16 protein-coding genes are annotated in these 18,215 nt (G+C 59.8%); 11 read left to right on the plus strand and 5 right to left on the minus strand.

What is annotated here, in order from left to right:
- Positions 1-50: 50 nt before the first annotated feature.
- Positions 51-2,390 carry a penicillin-binding protein 1A gene (locus ACLBXN_RS01055; protein WP_343675946.1) on the minus strand — a complete coding sequence of 780 codons (2,340 nt, stop codon included), beginning with the start codon at positions 2,388-2,390 and terminating at the stop codon, positions 51-53.
- Between the two features lie 349 nt (positions 2,391-2,739).
- On the opposite strand from ACLBXN_RS01055, the gene ACLBXN_RS01060 reads away from it, so the two are divergent.
- From ACLBXN_RS01060 to ACLBXN_RS01105, 10 genes are all read left to right on the plus strand, one after another.
- Complete coding sequence (locus tag ACLBXN_RS01060) at positions 2,740-3,822, plus strand: pilus assembly protein PilM (protein WP_370527729.1); 1,083 nt, start codon at positions 2,740-2,742, stop codon at positions 3,820-3,822.
- On the plus strand, positions 3,819-4,430 hold the full coding sequence (locus tag ACLBXN_RS01065) for a PilN domain-containing protein (RefSeq protein WP_447610857.1): 612 nt from the start codon (positions 3,819-3,821) through the stop codon (positions 4,428-4,430). Before ACLBXN_RS01060 ends, ACLBXN_RS01065 begins: the two co-directional genes overlap by 4 nt.
- Positions 4,430-5,110: a type 4a pilus biogenesis protein PilO gene (locus ACLBXN_RS01070; RefSeq protein WP_447610858.1), complete on the plus strand. Its 681-nt coding sequence runs from the start codon at positions 4,430-4,432 to the stop codon at positions 5,108-5,110. Before ACLBXN_RS01065 ends, ACLBXN_RS01070 begins: the two co-directional genes overlap by 1 nt.
- The gene (locus ACLBXN_RS01075; protein ID WP_211457775.1) at positions 5,107-5,658 is read left to right on the plus strand and encodes a pilus assembly protein PilP; all 552 of its coding nucleotides are present in this window, start codon (positions 5,107-5,109) and stop codon (positions 5,656-5,658) included. Before ACLBXN_RS01070 ends, ACLBXN_RS01075 begins: the two co-directional genes overlap by 4 nt.
- A complete protein-coding gene (gene pilQ, locus ACLBXN_RS01080; protein ID WP_447610859.1) occupies positions 5,655-7,769 on the plus strand; it encodes a type IV pilus secretin PilQ in 2,115 nt (704 codons plus the stop codon). Before ACLBXN_RS01075 ends, pilQ begins: the two co-directional genes overlap by 4 nt.
- Before the next feature lie 114 nt (positions 7,770-7,883).
- Positions 7,884-8,420 carry a shikimate kinase gene (locus tag ACLBXN_RS01085; protein ID WP_447610860.1) on the plus strand — a complete coding sequence of 179 codons (537 nt, stop codon included), beginning with the start codon at positions 7,884-7,886 and terminating at the stop codon, positions 8,418-8,420.
- A 64-nt stretch (positions 8,421-8,484) separates the two neighbouring features.
- On the plus strand, positions 8,485-9,582 hold the full coding sequence (gene aroB, locus ACLBXN_RS01090) for a 3-dehydroquinate synthase (RefSeq protein WP_447610861.1): 1,098 nt from the start codon (positions 8,485-8,487) through the stop codon (positions 9,580-9,582).
- Positions 9,583-9,649: 67 nt separating this feature from the next.
- Positions 9,650-10,828, plus strand: coding sequence for a deoxyguanosinetriphosphate triphosphohydrolase (locus ACLBXN_RS01095; RefSeq protein WP_447610862.1), 1,179 nt, complete (start codon positions 9,650-9,652; stop codon positions 10,826-10,828).
- Positions 10,829-10,983: 155 nt separating this feature from the next.
- Positions 10,984-11,601, plus strand: a complete 618-nt coding sequence (locus ACLBXN_RS01100) for a DUF1415 domain-containing protein (protein WP_447610863.1) — start codon at positions 10,984-10,986, stop codon at positions 11,599-11,601.
- A complete protein-coding gene (locus ACLBXN_RS01105) occupies positions 11,601-12,506 on the plus strand; it encodes a class I SAM-dependent methyltransferase (RefSeq protein WP_447610864.1) in 906 nt (301 codons plus the stop codon). Before ACLBXN_RS01100 ends, ACLBXN_RS01105 begins: the two co-directional genes overlap by 1 nt.
- A gap of 43 nt (positions 12,507-12,549) precedes the next feature.
- Here ACLBXN_RS01105 and pgi read toward each other — a convergent pair whose 3' ends face one another.
- Together pgi and tal are read right to left on the minus strand one after the other, a co-directional pair.
- A complete protein-coding gene (gene pgi / locus ACLBXN_RS01110; protein WP_447610865.1) occupies positions 12,550-14,154 on the minus strand; it encodes a glucose-6-phosphate isomerase in 1,605 nt (534 codons plus the stop codon).
- Between the two features lie 12 nt (positions 14,155-14,166).
- Complete coding sequence (tal, locus tag ACLBXN_RS01115) at positions 14,167-15,132, minus strand: transaldolase (protein ID WP_034409255.1); 966 nt, start codon at positions 15,130-15,132, stop codon at positions 14,167-14,169.
- Between the two features lie 233 nt (positions 15,133-15,365).
- Here tal and ACLBXN_RS01120 point away from each other — a divergent pair, with 233 nt between their 5' ends.
- On the plus strand, positions 15,366-16,211 hold the full coding sequence (locus ACLBXN_RS01120) for an SIS domain-containing protein (RefSeq protein ID WP_003058703.1): 846 nt from the start codon (positions 15,366-15,368) through the stop codon (positions 16,209-16,211).
- Between the two features lie 214 nt (positions 16,212-16,425).
- Here ACLBXN_RS01120 and catC read toward each other — a convergent pair whose 3' ends face one another.
- Positions 16,426-16,710 carry a muconolactone Delta-isomerase gene (gene catC, locus ACLBXN_RS01125; protein ID WP_003058701.1) on the minus strand — a complete coding sequence of 95 codons (285 nt, stop codon included), beginning with the start codon at positions 16,708-16,710 and terminating at the stop codon, positions 16,426-16,428.
- Positions 16,711-16,767: 57 nt separating this feature from the next.
- Positions 16,768-18,105: a short-chain fatty acid transporter gene (locus ACLBXN_RS01130; protein ID WP_167006440.1), complete on the minus strand. Its 1,338-nt coding sequence runs from the start codon at positions 18,103-18,105 to the stop codon at positions 16,768-16,770.
- Between the last annotated feature and the right edge of the window lie 110 nt (positions 18,106-18,215).

An 18,215-nucleotide genomic window follows, 5' to 3' on the forward strand; every position in this document is an offset into this window, starting at 1 on the left:
ATAAAAAAAGCCTGCCTCGATGAGAGGCAGGCTTTTTGCTTTGCGAGTGCTTAGTTTCTGAACAGGTCCAGAATGCGGCTGCGCTCTTCCGCAGCCGGTGGCTGGGTGGCACCCGGGCCGGCATTGCCACCCGCATTCGGGTCGGAGGCGCCTTCCATGCCGAGGCTGGAGACGCCGCCGTTGCGGGCGTTTTCTTCGTAGTACCAGTCGCCGCCCATATTGACCACGCCAGGCGGTGCCTGCACTTCGGCCACAGGCACGCCCTTGAGCGCGTGCTGCATGAAATTGATCCAGATGGGCAGGCTCAGGCCGCCACCGGTTTCACGCGAGCCCAGATTGCGCGGTGTGTCGTAGCCGATCCAGGAGACCGCTGCAAGGCTGGGCTGGTAGCCGGCAAACCAGGCATCCACCGAGTCATTGGTGGTGCCGGTCTTGCCATACAGGTCGGGGCGCTTGAGTGTGGCCTGCGCACGTGCAGCTGTGCCCACGCGTGCCACATCATTGAGCAGGGTGCCGGTGAGGAAGGCGTTGCGCTCGGGAATGGCCTGGGGCAGTTCCTTCACTGCCGGAGGGGTGAACTCGGAGAGGATGCGGCCCTTGTGGTCGGTCACGCGGGCGATCAGCCAGGGGTTGATGCGATGGCCGCCGTTGGCAAACACCGAGTAGGCGCCTGCCATCTGAAGCGGCGTGACCGAGCCGGCGCCCAGGGCCATGGTCAGGTAGGCGGGCTGTTTGGCGGCTTCAAAGCCGAAGCGCGTGGCCCATTCCTGCCCGGTCTTGGGGCCGATGGCCTGCAGCAATCGGATGGAGATCATGTTCTTGGACTTGTTCAAGCCCGTGCGCATGGTCATGGGGCCGTCGTAGCGGCCGTCGTAGTTCTTGGGCTCCCAGGGCTGGCCACCGGTGGTTGCTGCACTGAAGAAGATCGGTGCGTCATTGATCATGGTGGAAGGCGAGAACCCGTGCTCCAGCGCCGCCGAGTAGATGAAGGGCTTGAAGCTGGAGCCAGGCTGGCGCCAGGCCTGGGTCACGTGGTTGAACTTGTTCTTTTCGAAGTCGAATCCACCGATCAGCGCGCGGATGGCGCCGGTTTGCGTGGACATGGCGACAAAAGCACCTTCGACCTCGGGCAACTGGGTGATTTCCCAGGCTCCCTTGGCGTTCTTGACGGCGCGGATCACGGCACCGGGGCGGATCTTGATGTTGGGCGGTGCCTTGGGGCTGAGGCCGGACTCGGCGGGCTTGAGGTTGTCGCCGGTGATTTCGAAATGAGTGCCGTCCGCACGGGCCGCGACAATCTTGCGCGGCGAGGCTTCCAGCACCACGGCCGCAACCACGTCGCCGTTGTCGGGGTGGTTGGCAAGGGCGTCGTCGATGGCGTCTTCCAGCTCCTGCGCATTGCTGGGCAGGGTGATGAACTTCTCGGGGCCGCGGTACTTCTGGCGGCGTTCGTAGTTCATGATGCCTTCGCGCAAAGCCTTGTAGGCGGCCTCTTGTTCGCCGGCATTGAGGGTGGTGTAGACGTTCAGGCCGCGGGTGTAGGCGTCGTTGCCATACTGGGCAAAGATCAACTGGCGGGCCATTTCAGCCACGTACTCCGCGTGTACGCGGGTGGAGTTGGCCGCCGTACGCAGCTTGAGTGGCTCTTCGCGAGCCTGCTTGGCCTGCTCTGCAGTGATGAAGCCGTTTTCCTCCATGCGCTCGATGATGTAGAGCTGACGGATGCGGGCGCGCTTGGGGTTGCTGATCGGGTTGTAGGCCGAGGGGGCCTTGGGCAGGCCGGCCAGCATGGCGGCTTCGGCCACCGTGATGTCCTTGAGCGGATGGCCGAAATAGGCTTCGCAGGCTGCTGCAAAGCCATAGGCTCGGTTGCCCAGGAAAATCTGGTTCATGTAGATCTCGAGGATCTGCTCCTTGGTGAGCAGATGCTCAAGCTTGAAGGTCAGCAGGATTTCGTAGATCTTGCGGGTATAGGTCTTCTCGGAGGAGAGGTAGACATTGCGCGCCACCTGCATGGTGATGGTGGAGGCGCCCTGGCTCTTGACCTTGCCCAGGTTGGCCAGCGCGGCACGCAGCATGCCCTTGTAGTCCACGCCGCCATGCTCGAAGAAGCGGGTGTCCTCGATGGCCAGCACCGCATCCGTCATGACCTTGGGGATCTCGTTGATGGGCGTCAGGGTGCGGCGTTCTTCGCCGAATTCACCCAGCAGAGCCCCTTCGCTGGAATACACCCGCAGCGGTAGCTTGGGGCGGTAGTCTGCGAGCTCGGAGACATCGGGGAGGTTGGGGTAAGCCATGGCCAGCGCCACGGCCACGGCCAGCAAAGCGGCCAGGGCAGCGGCGACGGCAAGTCCGATCAGCCAGAAAATGGAGCGCAGCAGCCAGTGCATGCGTTTCTTGGGAGCTTGGGAGCCAGGAGCTGGGGCCTGGTGGGCAGAATGTTCTGATGGCGGCATTTCGCAGTATTGACAAGGGGTAGGGCATTATAGAAATGCCTCCCGGAAAAGCATCTCGGCGGCTGGTTGGGGGCCGCACTTTGGTCGAATCCTAAATCACAGGGTAAGCACCACTCTGGGCAAGGGGTGGCTTTCCTGCTGTTTGACGTTACACAAGTTTGTCTTTTTTTGGCCACGAAATATGGTGCAAAGCGCTGCAGCAAAGCATGTGCTGCTATAGCTTGCTGCTAGGATTCCAGGGTATTGCTGGCTTTTGTTTCCATTCTTACAAACCTGGGGGGGCATGTTGATTGCTCTGAGTTCTTTATTCAGCCGTCAGCCTGCACCTTTGCTTGGCATTGATGTCAGCTCCTCCAGCGTGAAGCTGGTCGAACTGGCCAAAAGCAAATCCGGCGAGTGGCAATTGGAGCGTTGTGCGATCGAGCCTCTTGAAAAAGGCTGGATCACCGACGGCAATATTGAAAAATTCGATGAAGTGGCAGAGGCGGTACGCCGCCTGGTCAAGAAAAGCGGAACGCGTACCAAGCAGGTTGCCATGGCGCTGCCAGCCGCAGCCGTGATCACCAAGAAGATCACCTTGCCGTCCGGTTTGACCGAGCTGGAGATGGAAGTTCAGGTCGAGTCCGAAGCCAACCAGTACATTCCGTTCTCGCTCGACGAGGTGAGCCTGGATTTCTGCGTCGTTGGTCCTTCGCTGGTATCGCCCGGCGATGTGGATGTGCTGATCGCGGCATCGCGCAAGGAAAAAGTGCAGGACCGCCAGGGCCTGGCCGAGGCGGCCGGTCTCAAGCCCATCGTCATCGATATCGAGCCCTATGCCGCGCGCATGGCGGCAACGCGTCTGGTGTCGCGTCTGCCCAATGCGGGGCGTGACGCCGTTGTCGCACTATTCGAGGTGGGGGCCATGACCACCAGCATGCAGGTGCTTCGCAATGATGAAGTGCTGTATGAGCGTGACCAGGCTTTTGGCGGCGCGCAGCTGACGCAGCTGATTGCACGCCAGTACGGCTTCTCTCCGGAAGAAGCAGAAGCCAAGAAGCGCAGCGGTGAATTGCCTGACGACTATGCGGCAGGTGTGCTCAAGCCCTTTGTGCAAAGCCTGACCCAGGAAGTGGCGCGTGCGCTGCAGTTCTTCTTCACTAGCACTCCCTACAACCGCGTCGACCATATTTTGCTGGCAGGCGGGTCCTCGTCCTTGCCGGGGCTGGTGGAAGCCGTCAGCCAGCAGACGGGTTGTGCATGCAGTCTTGCCAATCCCTTCGATGGCATGGAAATTGGCAGCGGTGTGCGTCTGAAAAAGATGGCGCGTGAAGCGCCGTCCTATCTGACCTCTTGCGGTCTGGCCATGCGGAGGTTTCAAGAGTGATTTTGATTAACCTTTTACCGCACCGCGAGGCAGCCAAGAAGCGCCGCAAAGAGGCGTTCCAGGTCAATATGGTGCTGGCCGCGCTGGCTGGACTGCTGATCACCGCGCTGATCTACTGGTACTTCCAGATGATGATCGAAGGCCAGCAGAACAAGAACAATTTGCTGCGTTCCGAAATCAAGGTTCTGGAGACACAGATCAAGGAGATCGAAGGGCTGGAGGCAGAAATCACGGCTTTGCGTGCACGTCAGAAGGCCGTGGAGGATTTGCAGTCCGACCGCAATCTGCCTGTCTACATGCTCAACGAGCTGGTCAAGCAGCTGCCTGAGGGTGTCTACATCAGCAGTATCAAGCAGGATGGCCTGTCGGTGACCATGCAGGGCACCGCACAGTCGAACGAGCGTATCTCCGAGATGCTGCGCAATCTGACCGATGGCTCGCCCTGGTTCTCCAAGCCAGAACTGATGGAGATCGTGGCCAAGACCGTTGATGTGACCGCCAAGGACAAGCGCCGTGCGGCTGCGTTCACCTTGCGCTTCAATCTGACCCGGGCCAGCGATGCAGAGAAAAATCTGCTTGCTGCAAGCCCCTCCGTGAAGGCGCAGTGATGGCAAAGACCAAGAAATCTCTGGATATCGATTTCGCGGCGCTGCAGGAAAAAATTCAGCGCCAATTCCGGAATCTGGATCCCAACGACCCTTCGGTCTGGCCGGCGCTGCCCAAGGCATTGCTTTTTGTCGCCGTTGCAGTCGCTATGGCAGCCTTGCTGTGGTTTGTCGTCCTGAAAGACTATGAAGCTGAGCTTGATACAGAGCGTGCTACCGAGGTGACCTTGCGTGAGGACTATTCCAAGAAGATGGTCAAGGCGGTGAGTCTCGATGGCCTGAAGAAGCAGCGCGAGCAGGTGCAGCAGTATGTGACGCAGCTGGAGAAGCAATTGCCCAGCAAGGCGGAAATGGCAGCCTTGCTTTCCGATATCAACCAGGCTGGCCTGGGACGCAGCCTGCAGTTTGAAGTATTCCGTCCCGGTGCCATGGTGACCAAGGAGTACTACGCCGAGCTGCCGATTGCCCTGAAAGTCACGGGTCGTTACCACGACATCGGTGCTTTTGCCTCGGATATCGCTTTTCTGTCCCGTATTGTGACTTTGAACAATCTGTCGATCGCTCCTGGCGCCGGCGGCAAGGATACGGATGTGCTGTCCATGGATGCCACGGCGCGTACCTTCCGGTACCTGGATGCGGACGAAGTCAAGGCGCAGCGTGACGCAGCCAAGGGGAAGAAATGAGCAAGGCATTCTTGAGCCCTATCTGCTTGCTCCTGATGGGCAGTGCCTTGCTGGCAGGTTGTACTTCTTCCGAAGAGGATCAACTGCGTGAATGGATGGCGCAGGAGCGCGCCAATGCCAAGCCTCGCGTGACGCCGCTGGAGGAGCCCAAGCCATTCAAGCCACAGGCATATACAGGGGCTGACGGTATGGACCCCTTCAACCCTCTCAAGTTGATTCAGGTTTTGCGCAAGGAATCGGCGCAATCCAATATCAGCACGGCCTTGCTGACACCGGAATTGAGCCGTCGCAAGGAACCGCTGGAGGCTGAGCCGCTGGACACCATGACCATGGTGGGCAGCTTGGACAAGAAGAATGTGCCCACGGCCCTGGTCAGAGTTGGTGGCCTGCTCTATCAGGTACGTGTCGGTAACTATCTGGGGCAGAACTACGGAAAGATCACCCGGATAACGGAAAACTCCATCCAGCTCAGAGAGATTGTCCAGGATGGCGGTGGTGACTGGATTGAAAGAACAAGCACTTTGGAGTTGCAGGAGGTTGGCAAATGATGGGTATTAACCGCAGCACTATGGCGAAGGCCCGTTGGGGTCTGACCCTGAGCAGCCTTTTGCTTTCTTCGGCAGCTTGGGCACAGGCGCGCATCGAGACGGTGACCGGTGCTTTGCAGTCAGGCTCCGAAGTCATCCGTGTCGAGATGTCCGAGCCGCTGGCCGCTGATCCGACCGGATTTGTCGTGCAATCTCCGGCGCGTATTGCGCTGGACTTTCCGGGCGTGAGCAACGGCTCGGGCAAGTCCCTGCTGGAGTTCAACCAGGGCAATCTGCGCTCGGCGAATCTGGTGGAGGCATCGGGCCGCTCGCGTCTGGTACTGAACCTGAAGACGGCCACCACCTACCGCCTGCAGCGCCAGGGAAACTCTCTGCTGATCCTGCTTGATCCCGCCGGTGCTGCGGCAACTGCCACGGCTGCAGCGCCTGCCATGGCTCCGGTATTCGAGAGCAAGACAGCTTCCTCCGATGCCGCACCGATTCGTGGCATCGACTTTCGCCGCGGCAGTGATGGCTCCGGCCGGATTGTGGTCAGCCTTGGCAGCAGCCAGGTTGGGGTGGATCTGCGCCAGGAGGGCAAGGGCCTGACGGTGGACTTCCTGCGTACAGCCCTGCCTGAGAATCTGCGCAAAAAGCTGGATGTGGGAGATTTCGGCACGCCGGTGCAGACGATCTCGACCACCCAGCAAGGCGATCGGGTGCGCATGCGTATCGACCCCGTCGGCGACTGGGAACATAGTGCCTACCAGAGCGACAATCAGTTCGTGGTGGAAGTGCGCCAGAAAAAGGTCGACACCAGCAAGCTGACCCAGGGCCCGGGCTACAGCGGTGAAAAACTGTCACTCAATTTTCAGAATATTGAAGTGCGTTCCCTGCTGCAGGTCATCGCGGATTTCACCAACTTCAATATTGTCACCTCGGATACGGTCACCGGTGCTTTGACGCTACGCCTGAAGGATGTCCCTTGGGACCAGGCGCTGCAGATCATCATGGATGCCAAGGGGCTGGGCATGCGCAAGTCCGGCTCGGTGCTCTGGATCGCTCCCAAGGACGAGATCGACGCACGTACCAAGCGTGACTATGAGGCTGCCATGGAGATTCAGAAGCTGGAGCCTCTGCGCACGCAAGGCTTCCAGCTCAACTATGCAAAAGCCGCAGATATCCTGCAGCAGATCACGACTTCGACAGGTGGTGGTGGTACGGGTGGTACCGGATCCAGCACGCGCTTTCTGTCATCGCGCGGTTCCGCTATTTCCGAGCCCCGTACCAATCAGCTGTTTGTGACCGACACGCCGACCAAGCTCGAGGAGATGAAGGCTTTGCTGGCGACCTTGGATGTGCCCGTGCGTCAGGTCATGATCGAGGCTCGCATTGTCGAGGCGCGCGACACCTTTGGGCGTTCGCTGGGCGTGAAGTTTGGTGGAGGGGCCGTTGGTAGCAATGCTTCCATGACATCGTCCCAGTTTCTGCCGGATAGCAGTTCGGGAACGAGCTCCAAGTTTCCGAGTGGCAATTTTGTCAATTTACCGGCCAGTATCTCAGGGATCAACACTGTAGGGCAGGTCGCATTTTCCGTCTTCAATAGCTCGATGACGCGTTTTCTGTCGCTGGAGCTGTCCGCTCTCGAAGCTGAAGGCGACGGCAAGATCATTTCCAACCCTCGTCTGGTGACGGCGGACCAGAACAAGGCCTTGATCGAGCAAGGCACGGAATATCCATATTCCGTCACTGCACCGAATGGAGCCACGACGATTTCGTTCAAGAAGGCGGTGCTGAAGCTGGAAGTGACTCCACAGATCACTCCTGAAGGCGACATCATTCTGGATCTGGATGTGAACAAGGACAGCCGTGGCGAGACCACGACTCAGGGCGTGGCCATCGATACCAAGCACATCAAGACCCAGGTGCTGGTCGAAAATGGGGGCACCGTGGTGATCGGCGGCATCTTTGAAATGGAGGAGACTAACCAGCTCAACAAGGTGCCGTTGTTCGGCGATCTGCCGGTCTTGGGGCATTTGTTCCGCAGCAACACCAAGGCTTCGAGCAAGCGCGAAATGCTGGTTTTCATCACTCCCAAGATGCTCAACCAGGCGCGCAGCAGCAGCAAATAGCCGTTATCAGTTTTGACATAGGGCCCGCATGAATGAATGCGGGCCTTTTTGTTTGTAATATCTGCGGGCTGCGAGAATCACGGACTGGCCGGATTGGCGGATGACGGTAACGCGATGACTGTTACAAATAAATTTCATATTGCTCTTGTGGGATTGCCGGGCTGCGGCAAATCCACCATCGGACGCTATCTGGCCAAGCGCTGGTCCATGCCTTTTGTGGACGTGGATACGGCCATTGAGGAGCATATCGGCTGCACGATTCGCGAATTCTTTGCCAAGGAAGGCGAGCCCAGGTTCCGGGATGTTGAGCAGGAGGTGCTGGCAGTGCTGCTTGCGCGCCCCGAGAAAACAGTGGTTGCCACAGGTGGAGGTGCCGTGCTGAAGGCTGAGAACCGGCAGGAGCTGGCAGAGCATGCCCAGGTGGTCTATCTGAGCGCGTCGCCGCACGAAATTGCCAAGCGTCTGCAGCGAGACACGCAGCGTCCCCTGTTGCAGGTGGACAATCCCTTGCAGCGCTTGCTGGATCTGCATGCCGTAAGGGACCCGTTCTACAAGGAGGTGGCGGACTTTGTGGTGGCGGGAAGCGGCCTGTCCGCTGCGCAGGTGGCCCAGCGAGTGGCCATGCAGATCGAACTTGGTCAGCATTCGTGATGAGGCTGAAACGCCGGTTGGCCAATACGCTGTATGCCGTGCCTGCCATGCATTTTGAGAGAGGTTGAACGTGGAAATAGTGCGTATTGATCTGGGAGAGCGCAGCTATCCCATCGTGATTGCAGAGGGCCAGCTTGCCCTGAGCTCCACGTGGCAGTCCTTGCCCAAGGCGGCGTCGGCGTTGATCGTGACGAATGATGTGGTGGCTCCGCTGTATCTGTTGGCACTCAAGCAGGCTTTGAGCAGCCAATACGCCCAGGTTCATGAGGTGGTGCTGCCCGATGGCGAAGCGCACAAGGACTGGCAGACGCTGAACCTGATTTTCGACGCCCTGCTGCAACACGGCTGCGACCGCAAGACGGTGCTGTTTGCACTGGGTGGCGGGGTGGTGGGGGATATGACGGGTTTTGCTGCCGCCAGCTACATGCGCGGCGTGCCTTTTGTGCAGGTGCCGACCACGCTGCTGTCCCAGGTCGACTCCTCGGTGGGGGGCAAGACCGCCATCAACCACCCGCTGGGCAAGAACATGATTGGGGCCTTTTACCAGCCGCAGCTGGTGCTTTGCGATCTGGCCACGCTGGATACCCTGGCTGAGCGCGAACTGAGTGCAGGTCTGGGTGAGATCATCAAATATGGCCCGATTGCCGATATGCAGTTCTTTGACTGGCTCGAGCAGAACATGGACGGCCTGCTGCGCCGTGACCGCGGCCTGCTTGCCCATGCCGTCAAGCGCAGCGTGGAGATCAAGGCCTGGGTGGTGGGCCAGGACGAGAAGGAGTCCGGTCTGCGCGCGATTCTCAATTTTGGCCACACCTTCGGTCATGCGATCGAGGCCGGCATGGGCTATGGCAACTGGCTGCACGGAGAGGGCGTGGCAGCCGGCATGGTGATGGCGGCAGAGCTCTCCCAGCGTCTCGGTATGGTGGATGCGGGCTTTGTGACTCGCCTGCGCACCTTGATCGGGCGTGCGGGTTTGCCGGTGCGCGGAGCGGTCATCGATGCCCGCGACAACGCCGGCCGATATCTGGAACTGATGCGGGTCGACAAGAAATCCGAAGCCGGTGAAATCCGCTTTGTGCTGATCGATGGCCCCGGCAAGGCTGTGATGCGCTCTGCTCCAGATGCGCTGGTGCGCGAAGTGATAGACAGCTGCTGCGCTTGACGGGTTAGGGGAGAGGGCTTGGCCCTAGCTGTTAGAGTCGTTGCATCGAGTTGTTGAGGCGATTTGCATGACTGCTCTGGCTCCCTATGCCTGCCATCCCCAGCAAAGCCGTGGACGTCGCTTTGCCGAACCCCATGCCCCCACGCGCAGCGATTTTCAGCGCGACCGGGACCGCATTGTTCACTCCTCGGCCTTCAGGCGACTGGTCTACAAGACTCAGGTCTTTGTCAACCATGAGGGTGATCTGTTTCGCACCCGGCTCACGCATTCTCTGGAGGTGGCTCAACTGGGGCGCTCCATCGCACGTTCTTTGCACCTGGACGAAGACCTGGTTGAAGCCATCTGTCTGGCGCATGACCTGGGGCATACGCCGTTTGGACATGCGGGGCAGGATGCGCTCAACGAGTGCATGAAGCCTCATGGCGGCTTTGAACACAATCTGCAAAGTCTGCGGGTGGTCGACAGGCTGGAGGAGCGCTATCCGGCCTTTGACGGCCTGAACCTGACTTTTGAGACGCGAGAAGGCATTCTCAAGCACTGTTCGCGCGGCAATGCGCAGATATTGAATGCGCGCGAGTCTGGCGGGGTAGCTCAGCGCTTTCTGGACGGAACCCAGCCTTCTCTGGAGGCCCAGCTATGCAATCTGGCCGACGCGATTGCCTATAACGCCCATGATGTCGACGATGGCGTTCGGTCAGGCTTGATCACCATGGCCCAGTTGCGCGATGCCGTGCCTTTGTTTGCTCGCTACCATGCGGCCACTTTGGCGCAGTGGCCCGATCTGGCAGTGCCGGATGCCCAGCGCAAGCTGCTCTATGAAAGCATTCGCCGCATGCTCAGCGATCAGGTCTATGACGTTATCCATCACTCATCGGCCAGCCTCGAGGATGCGGGTGTGCGCTCGGTGCAGCAGGTGCGCCAGCATGGGCAGACGCTGATAGGCTTCAGTCCGGAGATGAAGACACAGTCCCTGGTGCTCAAGCAGTTTCTGTTCCATCAGCTCTATCGGCACCCTCAAGTCATGCAGACCATGAACAGTGCCCAGCAAGTTGTGAAAGAGCTGTTTGCCGCTTATATGCTGGAGCCCGAGCGCATGAAACCGCGCTTTGTCCAGCGCGCCCACCTTGCCGATACCCTGCATGAGCGTGCGCGCGTGGTGGCCGACTTTGTTGCGGGCATGACGGATCGCTATGCGGCGCACCAGCATGAGCGCATCACCGGGATGAGACTGCTGGCAGAGGCCTGAAGGATGCTCGTCAACGGTCTTGCGGTCGTTGGCGAGCATGGCCCAGGCCGGATCGCTAAAATATCGGCTCTGTGTATCTAGAGCCGGAATATTTCCCGCCCAGTGCGCATTCTTTGGGGGCGACAGCCCCCGTTTGCATTTGGAAGGGCCTTGTCATGACCGAAACTTCAACCGTCGCCGATCAGGCCTTCCCGCCAGAGCTTGTGATTGCGGATACCGTGCGCTGGCTGGAAAAGGCGGTCATCGGCCTCAATCTTTGCCCCTTCGCCAAAGGCGTGCATGTCAAAGCCCAGATCCACTATGTCGTCAGCGATGCAAGCGATGCGCAGGGCGTGGCTGATGCCCTGCATCGCGAGCTCGAGGCACTGGCTGAAGCCAATGCGGAAAAACGCGATACCACGCTGCTGATCCTGCCCCATGCCTTGCAGGATTTCCTGGACTTCAATGACTTTCTCGAAGTGGCCGATGCCATGGTCGAGGAGTTGGATCTGGGCGGCATCCTGCAGGTTGCCTCGTTTCATCCGCAGTTCCAGTTTGAGGGCACGGATGTGGATGACGTCACCAACTGCACCAACCGCTCTCCCTACCCCATCCTGCATTTGCTGCGTGAAGACAGCATCGACAAGGCGGTGGAAGTGTTTCCGGAAGCCGAAACGATTTACGAGCGCAATATGGAAACGCTGGAAAAGATCGGCATCGAAGGCTGGCTGGATCTGGATGTCGGGGCTCGCTGCCCGGTGACCGGCCATGGTGAGACAAAGGCTGAGAAGTGATGGTCAAGACCGAAAAAAGGCAGAGCCTGCAAAGGCCCGCCCAAGCAGGGGCACAAGATATTGCCGAGCAACTGGGGCTCAAGCCCGGCCAGAGCATAGAGCTGCTCAAGGCCCTGCATATCCTCACGCGCGAGGGCAAGCTCAACCAGGATTCGCGCCGCAAGCTCAAGCAGGTCTATCACCTCTATCAGTTCATCGAGCCTCTGCTGACGGAACTGTCCGGAAATGGACAGGCTGTGACGCTGGCCGACCATGGCGCAGGCAAGTCCTATCTGGGCTTTATTCTTTACGACCTGTATTTCAAGGCCCTGGATCAGGGACGGATTTACGGTATCGAGACGCGTGCGCCCTTGGTCGAGGCCTCTCAGAAGCTGGCGACGGAGCTGGGCTTTGAGCGCATGGAGTTTCTCAATATGTCGGTGGCAGAGTCCACACGAGCAGACTTCATGCCCGCACAGTTCGATGTGGTCACGGCCTTGCATGCCTGCGATACGGCGACCGATGATGCGATCGCCTTCGGACTGGAAAAGCAGGCCAGGGCCATGGTGCTAGTGCCTTGCTGCCAGGCAGAAGTGGCCGCATGTCTGCGCCAGACCAAGGCCGTGAGCCTGGCGCGCACTCCGCTGGCCGAGCTGTGGCGCCACCCGATTCACACGCGCGAGATGGGCAGCCAGATTACCAATGTGCTGCGCTGTCTGTATCTGGAGGCTTGCGGCTACCAGGTCACGGTCACCGAGCTGGTGGGCTGGGAGCACAGCATGAAGAACGAGCTGATTGTGGCTCGTTACACGGGGCAGAAAAAGCGCAGTGCGGCGCAACGTCTGCGCCAGTTGCTCGCGGAATTCGGGCTGGAAGGTCTGGCCGGCGTGCGCTATCCCCATTTGCCGCAAACCAGCGCAGTCTGAGCAGCCTCAAAGCATGGCCCTGTCGGGCCTCTGCTTTTGAGGCTCAGCGACTTTGCGTCAGGCGCTTCATCAGTTCCTGGGTCGATACGTCCACTCCAGCCCAGTCATTGTGGCTCTGGCGGGCATGCAGCTGCTTGGCCAGATTCTTGCCCAGCTCCACGCCCCACTGGTCGAAGCTGTTGATGTCCCAGATGGCGCCCGAGACAAAAATGCGATGTTCATACAGTGCAATCAAGGCGCCCAGAGAGGCGGGGTCCAGTCTCTCCAGCATCAGAAAGCTGCTGGGGCGATTGCCGTCGCAGTGCTTTTCCTGGCCTTCGCCGCAGCGCCCCACCATCAGCGCCTGGGCCTGGGCAATCGCGTTGACCACCAGGCTTTGATGGTGCTCGCCCAGATATTTGCCGCCGTCGCGCAGGGCGATGAACTCGACCGGTATGACATCCGGTCCCTGATGCAGCATCTGGAAAAAAGCATGCTGCCCATTGGTGCCGGGCTCGCCCCAGATCACCGGTGCTGTGGGAGCTGAGAGCCGAGTGCCATTTTTGCTGATGCTTTTGCCATTGCTCTCCATCTCCAGCTGCTGCAGATAGGCTGTCAGGCGGCGCAGGCCATGGCTGTAAGGCGCAATGCAGCGGCTGGTGAAGTGGCAGAAATTGCGATACCAGACGTCCAGCAGGCCCAGGCGCACCGGGAGATTGTTCTCCAGAGGCTCAGTGAAAAAGTGGGCGTCCATCGCATGCGCACCGCCCAGTAGCGCTCTGAATTGTTCCAAGCCTATGGCGATGGCAATGGGCAGCCCGATGGCAGACCACAGCGAAAAGCGTCCGCCCACCCAGTCCCAGAAACCCAGTGTGCGCTGTATGCCGAACTCTGCGGCCGCCTGTGTATTGGTGGTCAGGGCCACAAAGTGGCGGTCGATCGAGCATGGGGCCTGCGGATCTTCGCTGCCGCCATGATCGAGAAACCACTGTCTGGCCGAGCGTGCATTCAGCATGGTCTCGGCCGTGGTGAAGGATTTGGAGGCAATCAGGAACAGCGTGCTTTCCGGTTTGACCCGGCGCAGCACATGTCCCAGTTCGTGGCCATCCACATTGGAGACAAAGTGAAAGTTCTTGTCCTTGTCTATCCAGTCCTCAAGGGCATTGACCACGACTTCCGGACCCAGGTGCGAGCCGCCGATGCCGATATTGACGATATCGGTGATCTGCTGGTTGCCCTTGATCTGATCGGCCAGGGTGAGCATTCGGTTCAGCGTGTCGTGCACGTCATGCAGAGCCGAGTGCATGTCCTGGGGCCAGGACCCAAGCACGGGGCTCTGGGCGAGCTGCCCGCCGTCTGCAGGAGTGCGCAGCAGCCAGTGCATCGCGCTGCGCTGCTCGCTGGTATTGATGGCGGCGCCGGCCAGCATGGCGTCGCGCTTGTCTGTGAGCCGGCTCTCGACGGCAAGCTGCCTCAGCAAGGCTTCGGTCTCGCTAGTCCAGAGGTTTTTCGACAGATCGGCGAAGACATGTGGCGCCTGCATGCTCAGGGCGTCAAGACGTTGTGGGTCTTGTGCAAAGGCCTGGCGCAGATCCAGATGCTGGATCTGCGACCGGTAATGGGTTTGCAAAGCCTGCCAGGCAGGCAGCTCATGACAAAGAGGCGTCAAAGGAAATTCCAGTCAATCTGCAGCCGCTTGCTGCATCAATGCTTCCAGCTTCAGGGTGTCTGCGGTGAAGGCGCGAATGCCCTCGGCCAGCTTTTCCGTGGCCATGGCATCTTCGTTCAGCGCAAAGCGAAACGAGGCCTGGTCGTACAGAACGCGTTCCTGCGGCTGGGCTCTGGCCTTGTCCGGGTCCAGGGCGCGAGTCAAAGGCATGGCATCGTCCTGCTGTGCGCGGAGCTGGGCCAGCAGCTCAGGTGCAATGGTAAGCAGATCGCAGCCCGCCAGAGCCAGAATCTGACCGGTATTACGAAAGCTTGCACCCATGACCTCGGTGGAAACATCGAAGTGCTTGTAGTAGTCGTAAATTTTCTGAACCGAGCGCACGCCCGGATCATTGGCGCCGGCCATGGCGGCCTCATCCCACTGCGCGCCGGCCTGCTTTTTGTACCAGTCGTAGATGCGGCCCACAAAGGGCGAGATCAGCTGGACCTTGGCCTGGCCGCAGGCAACGGCTTGGCAGAAGGAGAACAGCAGCGTCAGATTGGTGTGAATGCCGCGCTGCTCGAGAATGCGGGCCGCTTCAATCCCTTCCCAGGTGGCGGCGATCTTGATGAGCACGCGCTCGGTGTGGATGCCTGCGGCCTGATACAGCTCGATCAGTCGCTCGGCGCGCGTGACCGTAGCCACGGTGTCGAAAGACAGGCGGGCATCGACTTCGGTGGAAACACGGCCGGGTATGGTGTTCAGAATCTCGCAGCCGAAGCGCACCAGCGTCCGGTCCATGATTTCGTCCAGCCCTCTGTCTTTGAATTGCGCCACGGTGGCGCGCATCAGGGGCGCATATTCGGTCTTTTGAACCGCTTTGAGAATCAGGGATGGATTGGTGGTGGCATCTTGCGGTTGAAACTGCGCCAGTTGATGAAAATCACCGGTGTCCGCGACCACGGTTGTGAATTGCTTGAGCGCCTCCAACTGATTCATGTCCATCCTTTGCTGTATTTCAAACTAACCAGCAAGTGTAGAGCGTGAATCCCTGATTGAAAACGAGCCTGCCGACACTCTGTTTGATGATGTATCAAGGCAAACCCTGCTGAATATCTGCGCTTGCCTATTTATTTGCGGAAATATTCAAGTTTTGCAGCCGGTGAGGCGCTTCGGTCTTATGCTCGCCCTTTTACGCACGCATTTATTGCCTCCACCTCATCCGCGCCAATATGCTCGATCGCATTACCGCCTCCCTTCCGTCCCTGGCGCCTGCAGAGCAGCGTGTTGCACGCTTGGTACTGGCCGATCCGCGGGCCTTCGCTCATCTGCCGGTGCGAGAGCTGGCAGTGCGGGCGCATGTCAGCAAACCCACGGTGGTGCGCTTTTGCCGCAGCATGGGCTACGACGGTCTGGCGGACTTCAAGCTCAAACTTGCGGGCAGCGTCAGCGAGGGCGTACCGTTCATCCATCGCAGTGTGGATAGCGATGACAAGACCAGCGATGTCATGGTCAAGGTGGTGGACAACGCGGTTGCCGCTTTTCTGCAGTATCGCAATGCGGCCAGCACGGCGGCCATAGAGCAGGCTGCGCAGGCGATTGCCGCGACCTGGCAGACCGGCAAGCGCATCGAGTTTTACGGCGCCGGCAATTCGGGCATCGTGGCGCTGGATGCCCAGCACAAGTTTTTCCGCCTCGGTGTGACCAGTCTGGCCACCAGCGATGGCCATATGCAGGTCATGAGCGCCACCTTGCTGGGTCCGGGCGATTGCGTGGTCATCATCTCGAACTCCGGGCGCACACGAGATCTGATGGATGCGGCGGATATCGCCCGCAAGAACGGGGCCACCACGATTGCCATCACCGCCAGCGGCTCCCCTCTGGCCTCGGCCTGCCAGGTGCATCTGGCGGCCGATCATCCCGAAGGCTACGACCGCTACAGCCCCATGGTGTCGCGGCTGCTGCACCTGCTCATCATCGACGTGCTAGCGACCTGCGTGGCACTGCGCATCGGGCCTGCGCTGCAGCCGGCGCTGGAGCAGATGAAGAACAATCTGCGCGCCAAGCGCTATACCTGAAGGCCTGTAAGGACGCGGCCCCGGGCAGGCAGCAGCGAAGGCGCGAAAGCTCTTTTTATAGGAGCTTCTGTCGCTTGATTGATAAAGATTTCAGAGATAAAACATATTGAAACTCTTTGTGAGCAGGCGGTAATAGCTATCAAAAACAAAGCCCATGCGGCCAGGAGCTGCATGGGCTTTGTGATGGGCGGGCGCTTGCCCGCCGCTGTCGTGCTTACTCCTGCACGATGGAAGAGGGGTGGTTGGCCAGGGGCTTGACCTTGATCTGCATATAAGGGAACAGCGGCAGGCCGCTGAGCAGGCCGTGCAGTTCGTCATTGCTCTGGACGTCGAAGATGCTGACGTTGGCGTATTCGCCCACCACGCGCCAGATATGGCGCCACTTGCCTTCGCGCTGCAGCTTTTGCGAGTATTCCTTCTCGTCTTGCTTGATCTGCGCGACCAGGGCAGGGTCCAGCGAGTGAGGGATCTGGACAATCATTTCGACCATGTACAGCATGGGTTCTCCTAGGTGAGGATGTGAACGGAAAAACGGAAAAAGAGCGCCGGCGCCCGGTTACAGATGTGGCCAGATCAGCATGGTGCTCGCGTAGATCACGCCGACCAGCATCATGGAGACCACGGTATAACCCATGATGTCCTTGAGCTTGAGCTTGGACAAGGCCAGGGCCGGCAGGATCCAGAAGGGCTGGACCAGGTCGTTCCAGCCATTGCCCAGCATCACCGACATGGCGGTCTGGGCCTGAGAGGCGCCCAGGGTCTTGGCCGCGTCGATCATGAACGGGCCCTGCAGCACCCAGTGGCCGCCGCCCGAGGGCGCGAAGAAGTTGATCACAAAGGAGCTGACCAGCCCCCACAGCGGCAGCGTGTGCTCGCTGGCGATGCTCACGAAGATGTGGGCGATGGATTCCACCAGGCCCGAGCCATGCATGATGGCCATGATGCCTGCGTAGAAGGGGAACTGAAGGATGATGCCGCCGATGGTCTTGACGCCTTCATTGACCTTTTCCACGTAGAGCATGGGCGTCCTGAGCAGCAGCACGCCCAGGAACAGGATGAAGAAGTTGATCATGTTCAGGTCGAGGTTGCCGCCCTTGACAAAGTGCAGCACCACATACGCCATGCCGCACAGGCCGATCAGCAGATTGAGCACGCGGCTGTTGTTCAGGCGGTAGGCCAGGGTCTTCTGGTCGCCCAGCAGGTCGTGGCCTGCGCCGCCCTTGCCTTCGTCGGCGGCCACGGCAGGGTCCAGCTCCACGATCTTCTCGCCGGCCTTGGGGTGCATGGCGGCGTTGAGCAGCGGCAGGGCGATGAGCACGGCCAGACTGGTCAGCAGCATGGGTGCGGAGAAGATGGTCTGCGTCAGCGGGATCAGGCCCATGCTGCTCTCGAAGGTGTGGCCCTTGGTCGAGATCAGCACCGGAATCGTGGCCGAGAAGCCCAGGCTGTACATGGTGAAGCCGGTATAGGCCGAGGCGATGATCAGCGGATAGTGAACGCCCTTGACCTTGAGCGCCAGCTTGCGCGCCATGATGCCGCCGATCACCAGGCCGAAGCCCCAGTTCAGGTAGCTGCCCACGCAGCCCACGATGGTGGCCACGATGATGGCCTGGCGCGGTGTGTGCACGTGGCTGGCGATGCGGTCCAGGAAGCGGTTGACCAGGGGCGCGGCCGCCAGCACATAGCCCATGACCAGGATCACGGCCATCTGCGTGGTGAAGGCCAGCAGGCTCCAGAAGCCCTTGCCCCAGTCCTCGACCACGAGGTTGACGGGCCGGCTTTCCACGGCAAAGGCCAGGACCATGGTCAACAGGGTCAGCAGGATGGCAAAGACGAAGGGGTCGGGCAGATACTTGCGCATCAGCTCGGTGAAGAATGCGGTGATTTTCGACATGAACGCCGGTCTCCGATGTTGTCTGGATTTGGGGAGAAAAGCTGCCGTGCCGCAGCGGTTGCGGCGCGGGATAGGTTGGGCGCGCGGCCAGGCAGGCCGCGAAGCGGCTC

The sequence above is a fragment of the Comamonas sp. C24C genome, assembly GCF_053345995.1.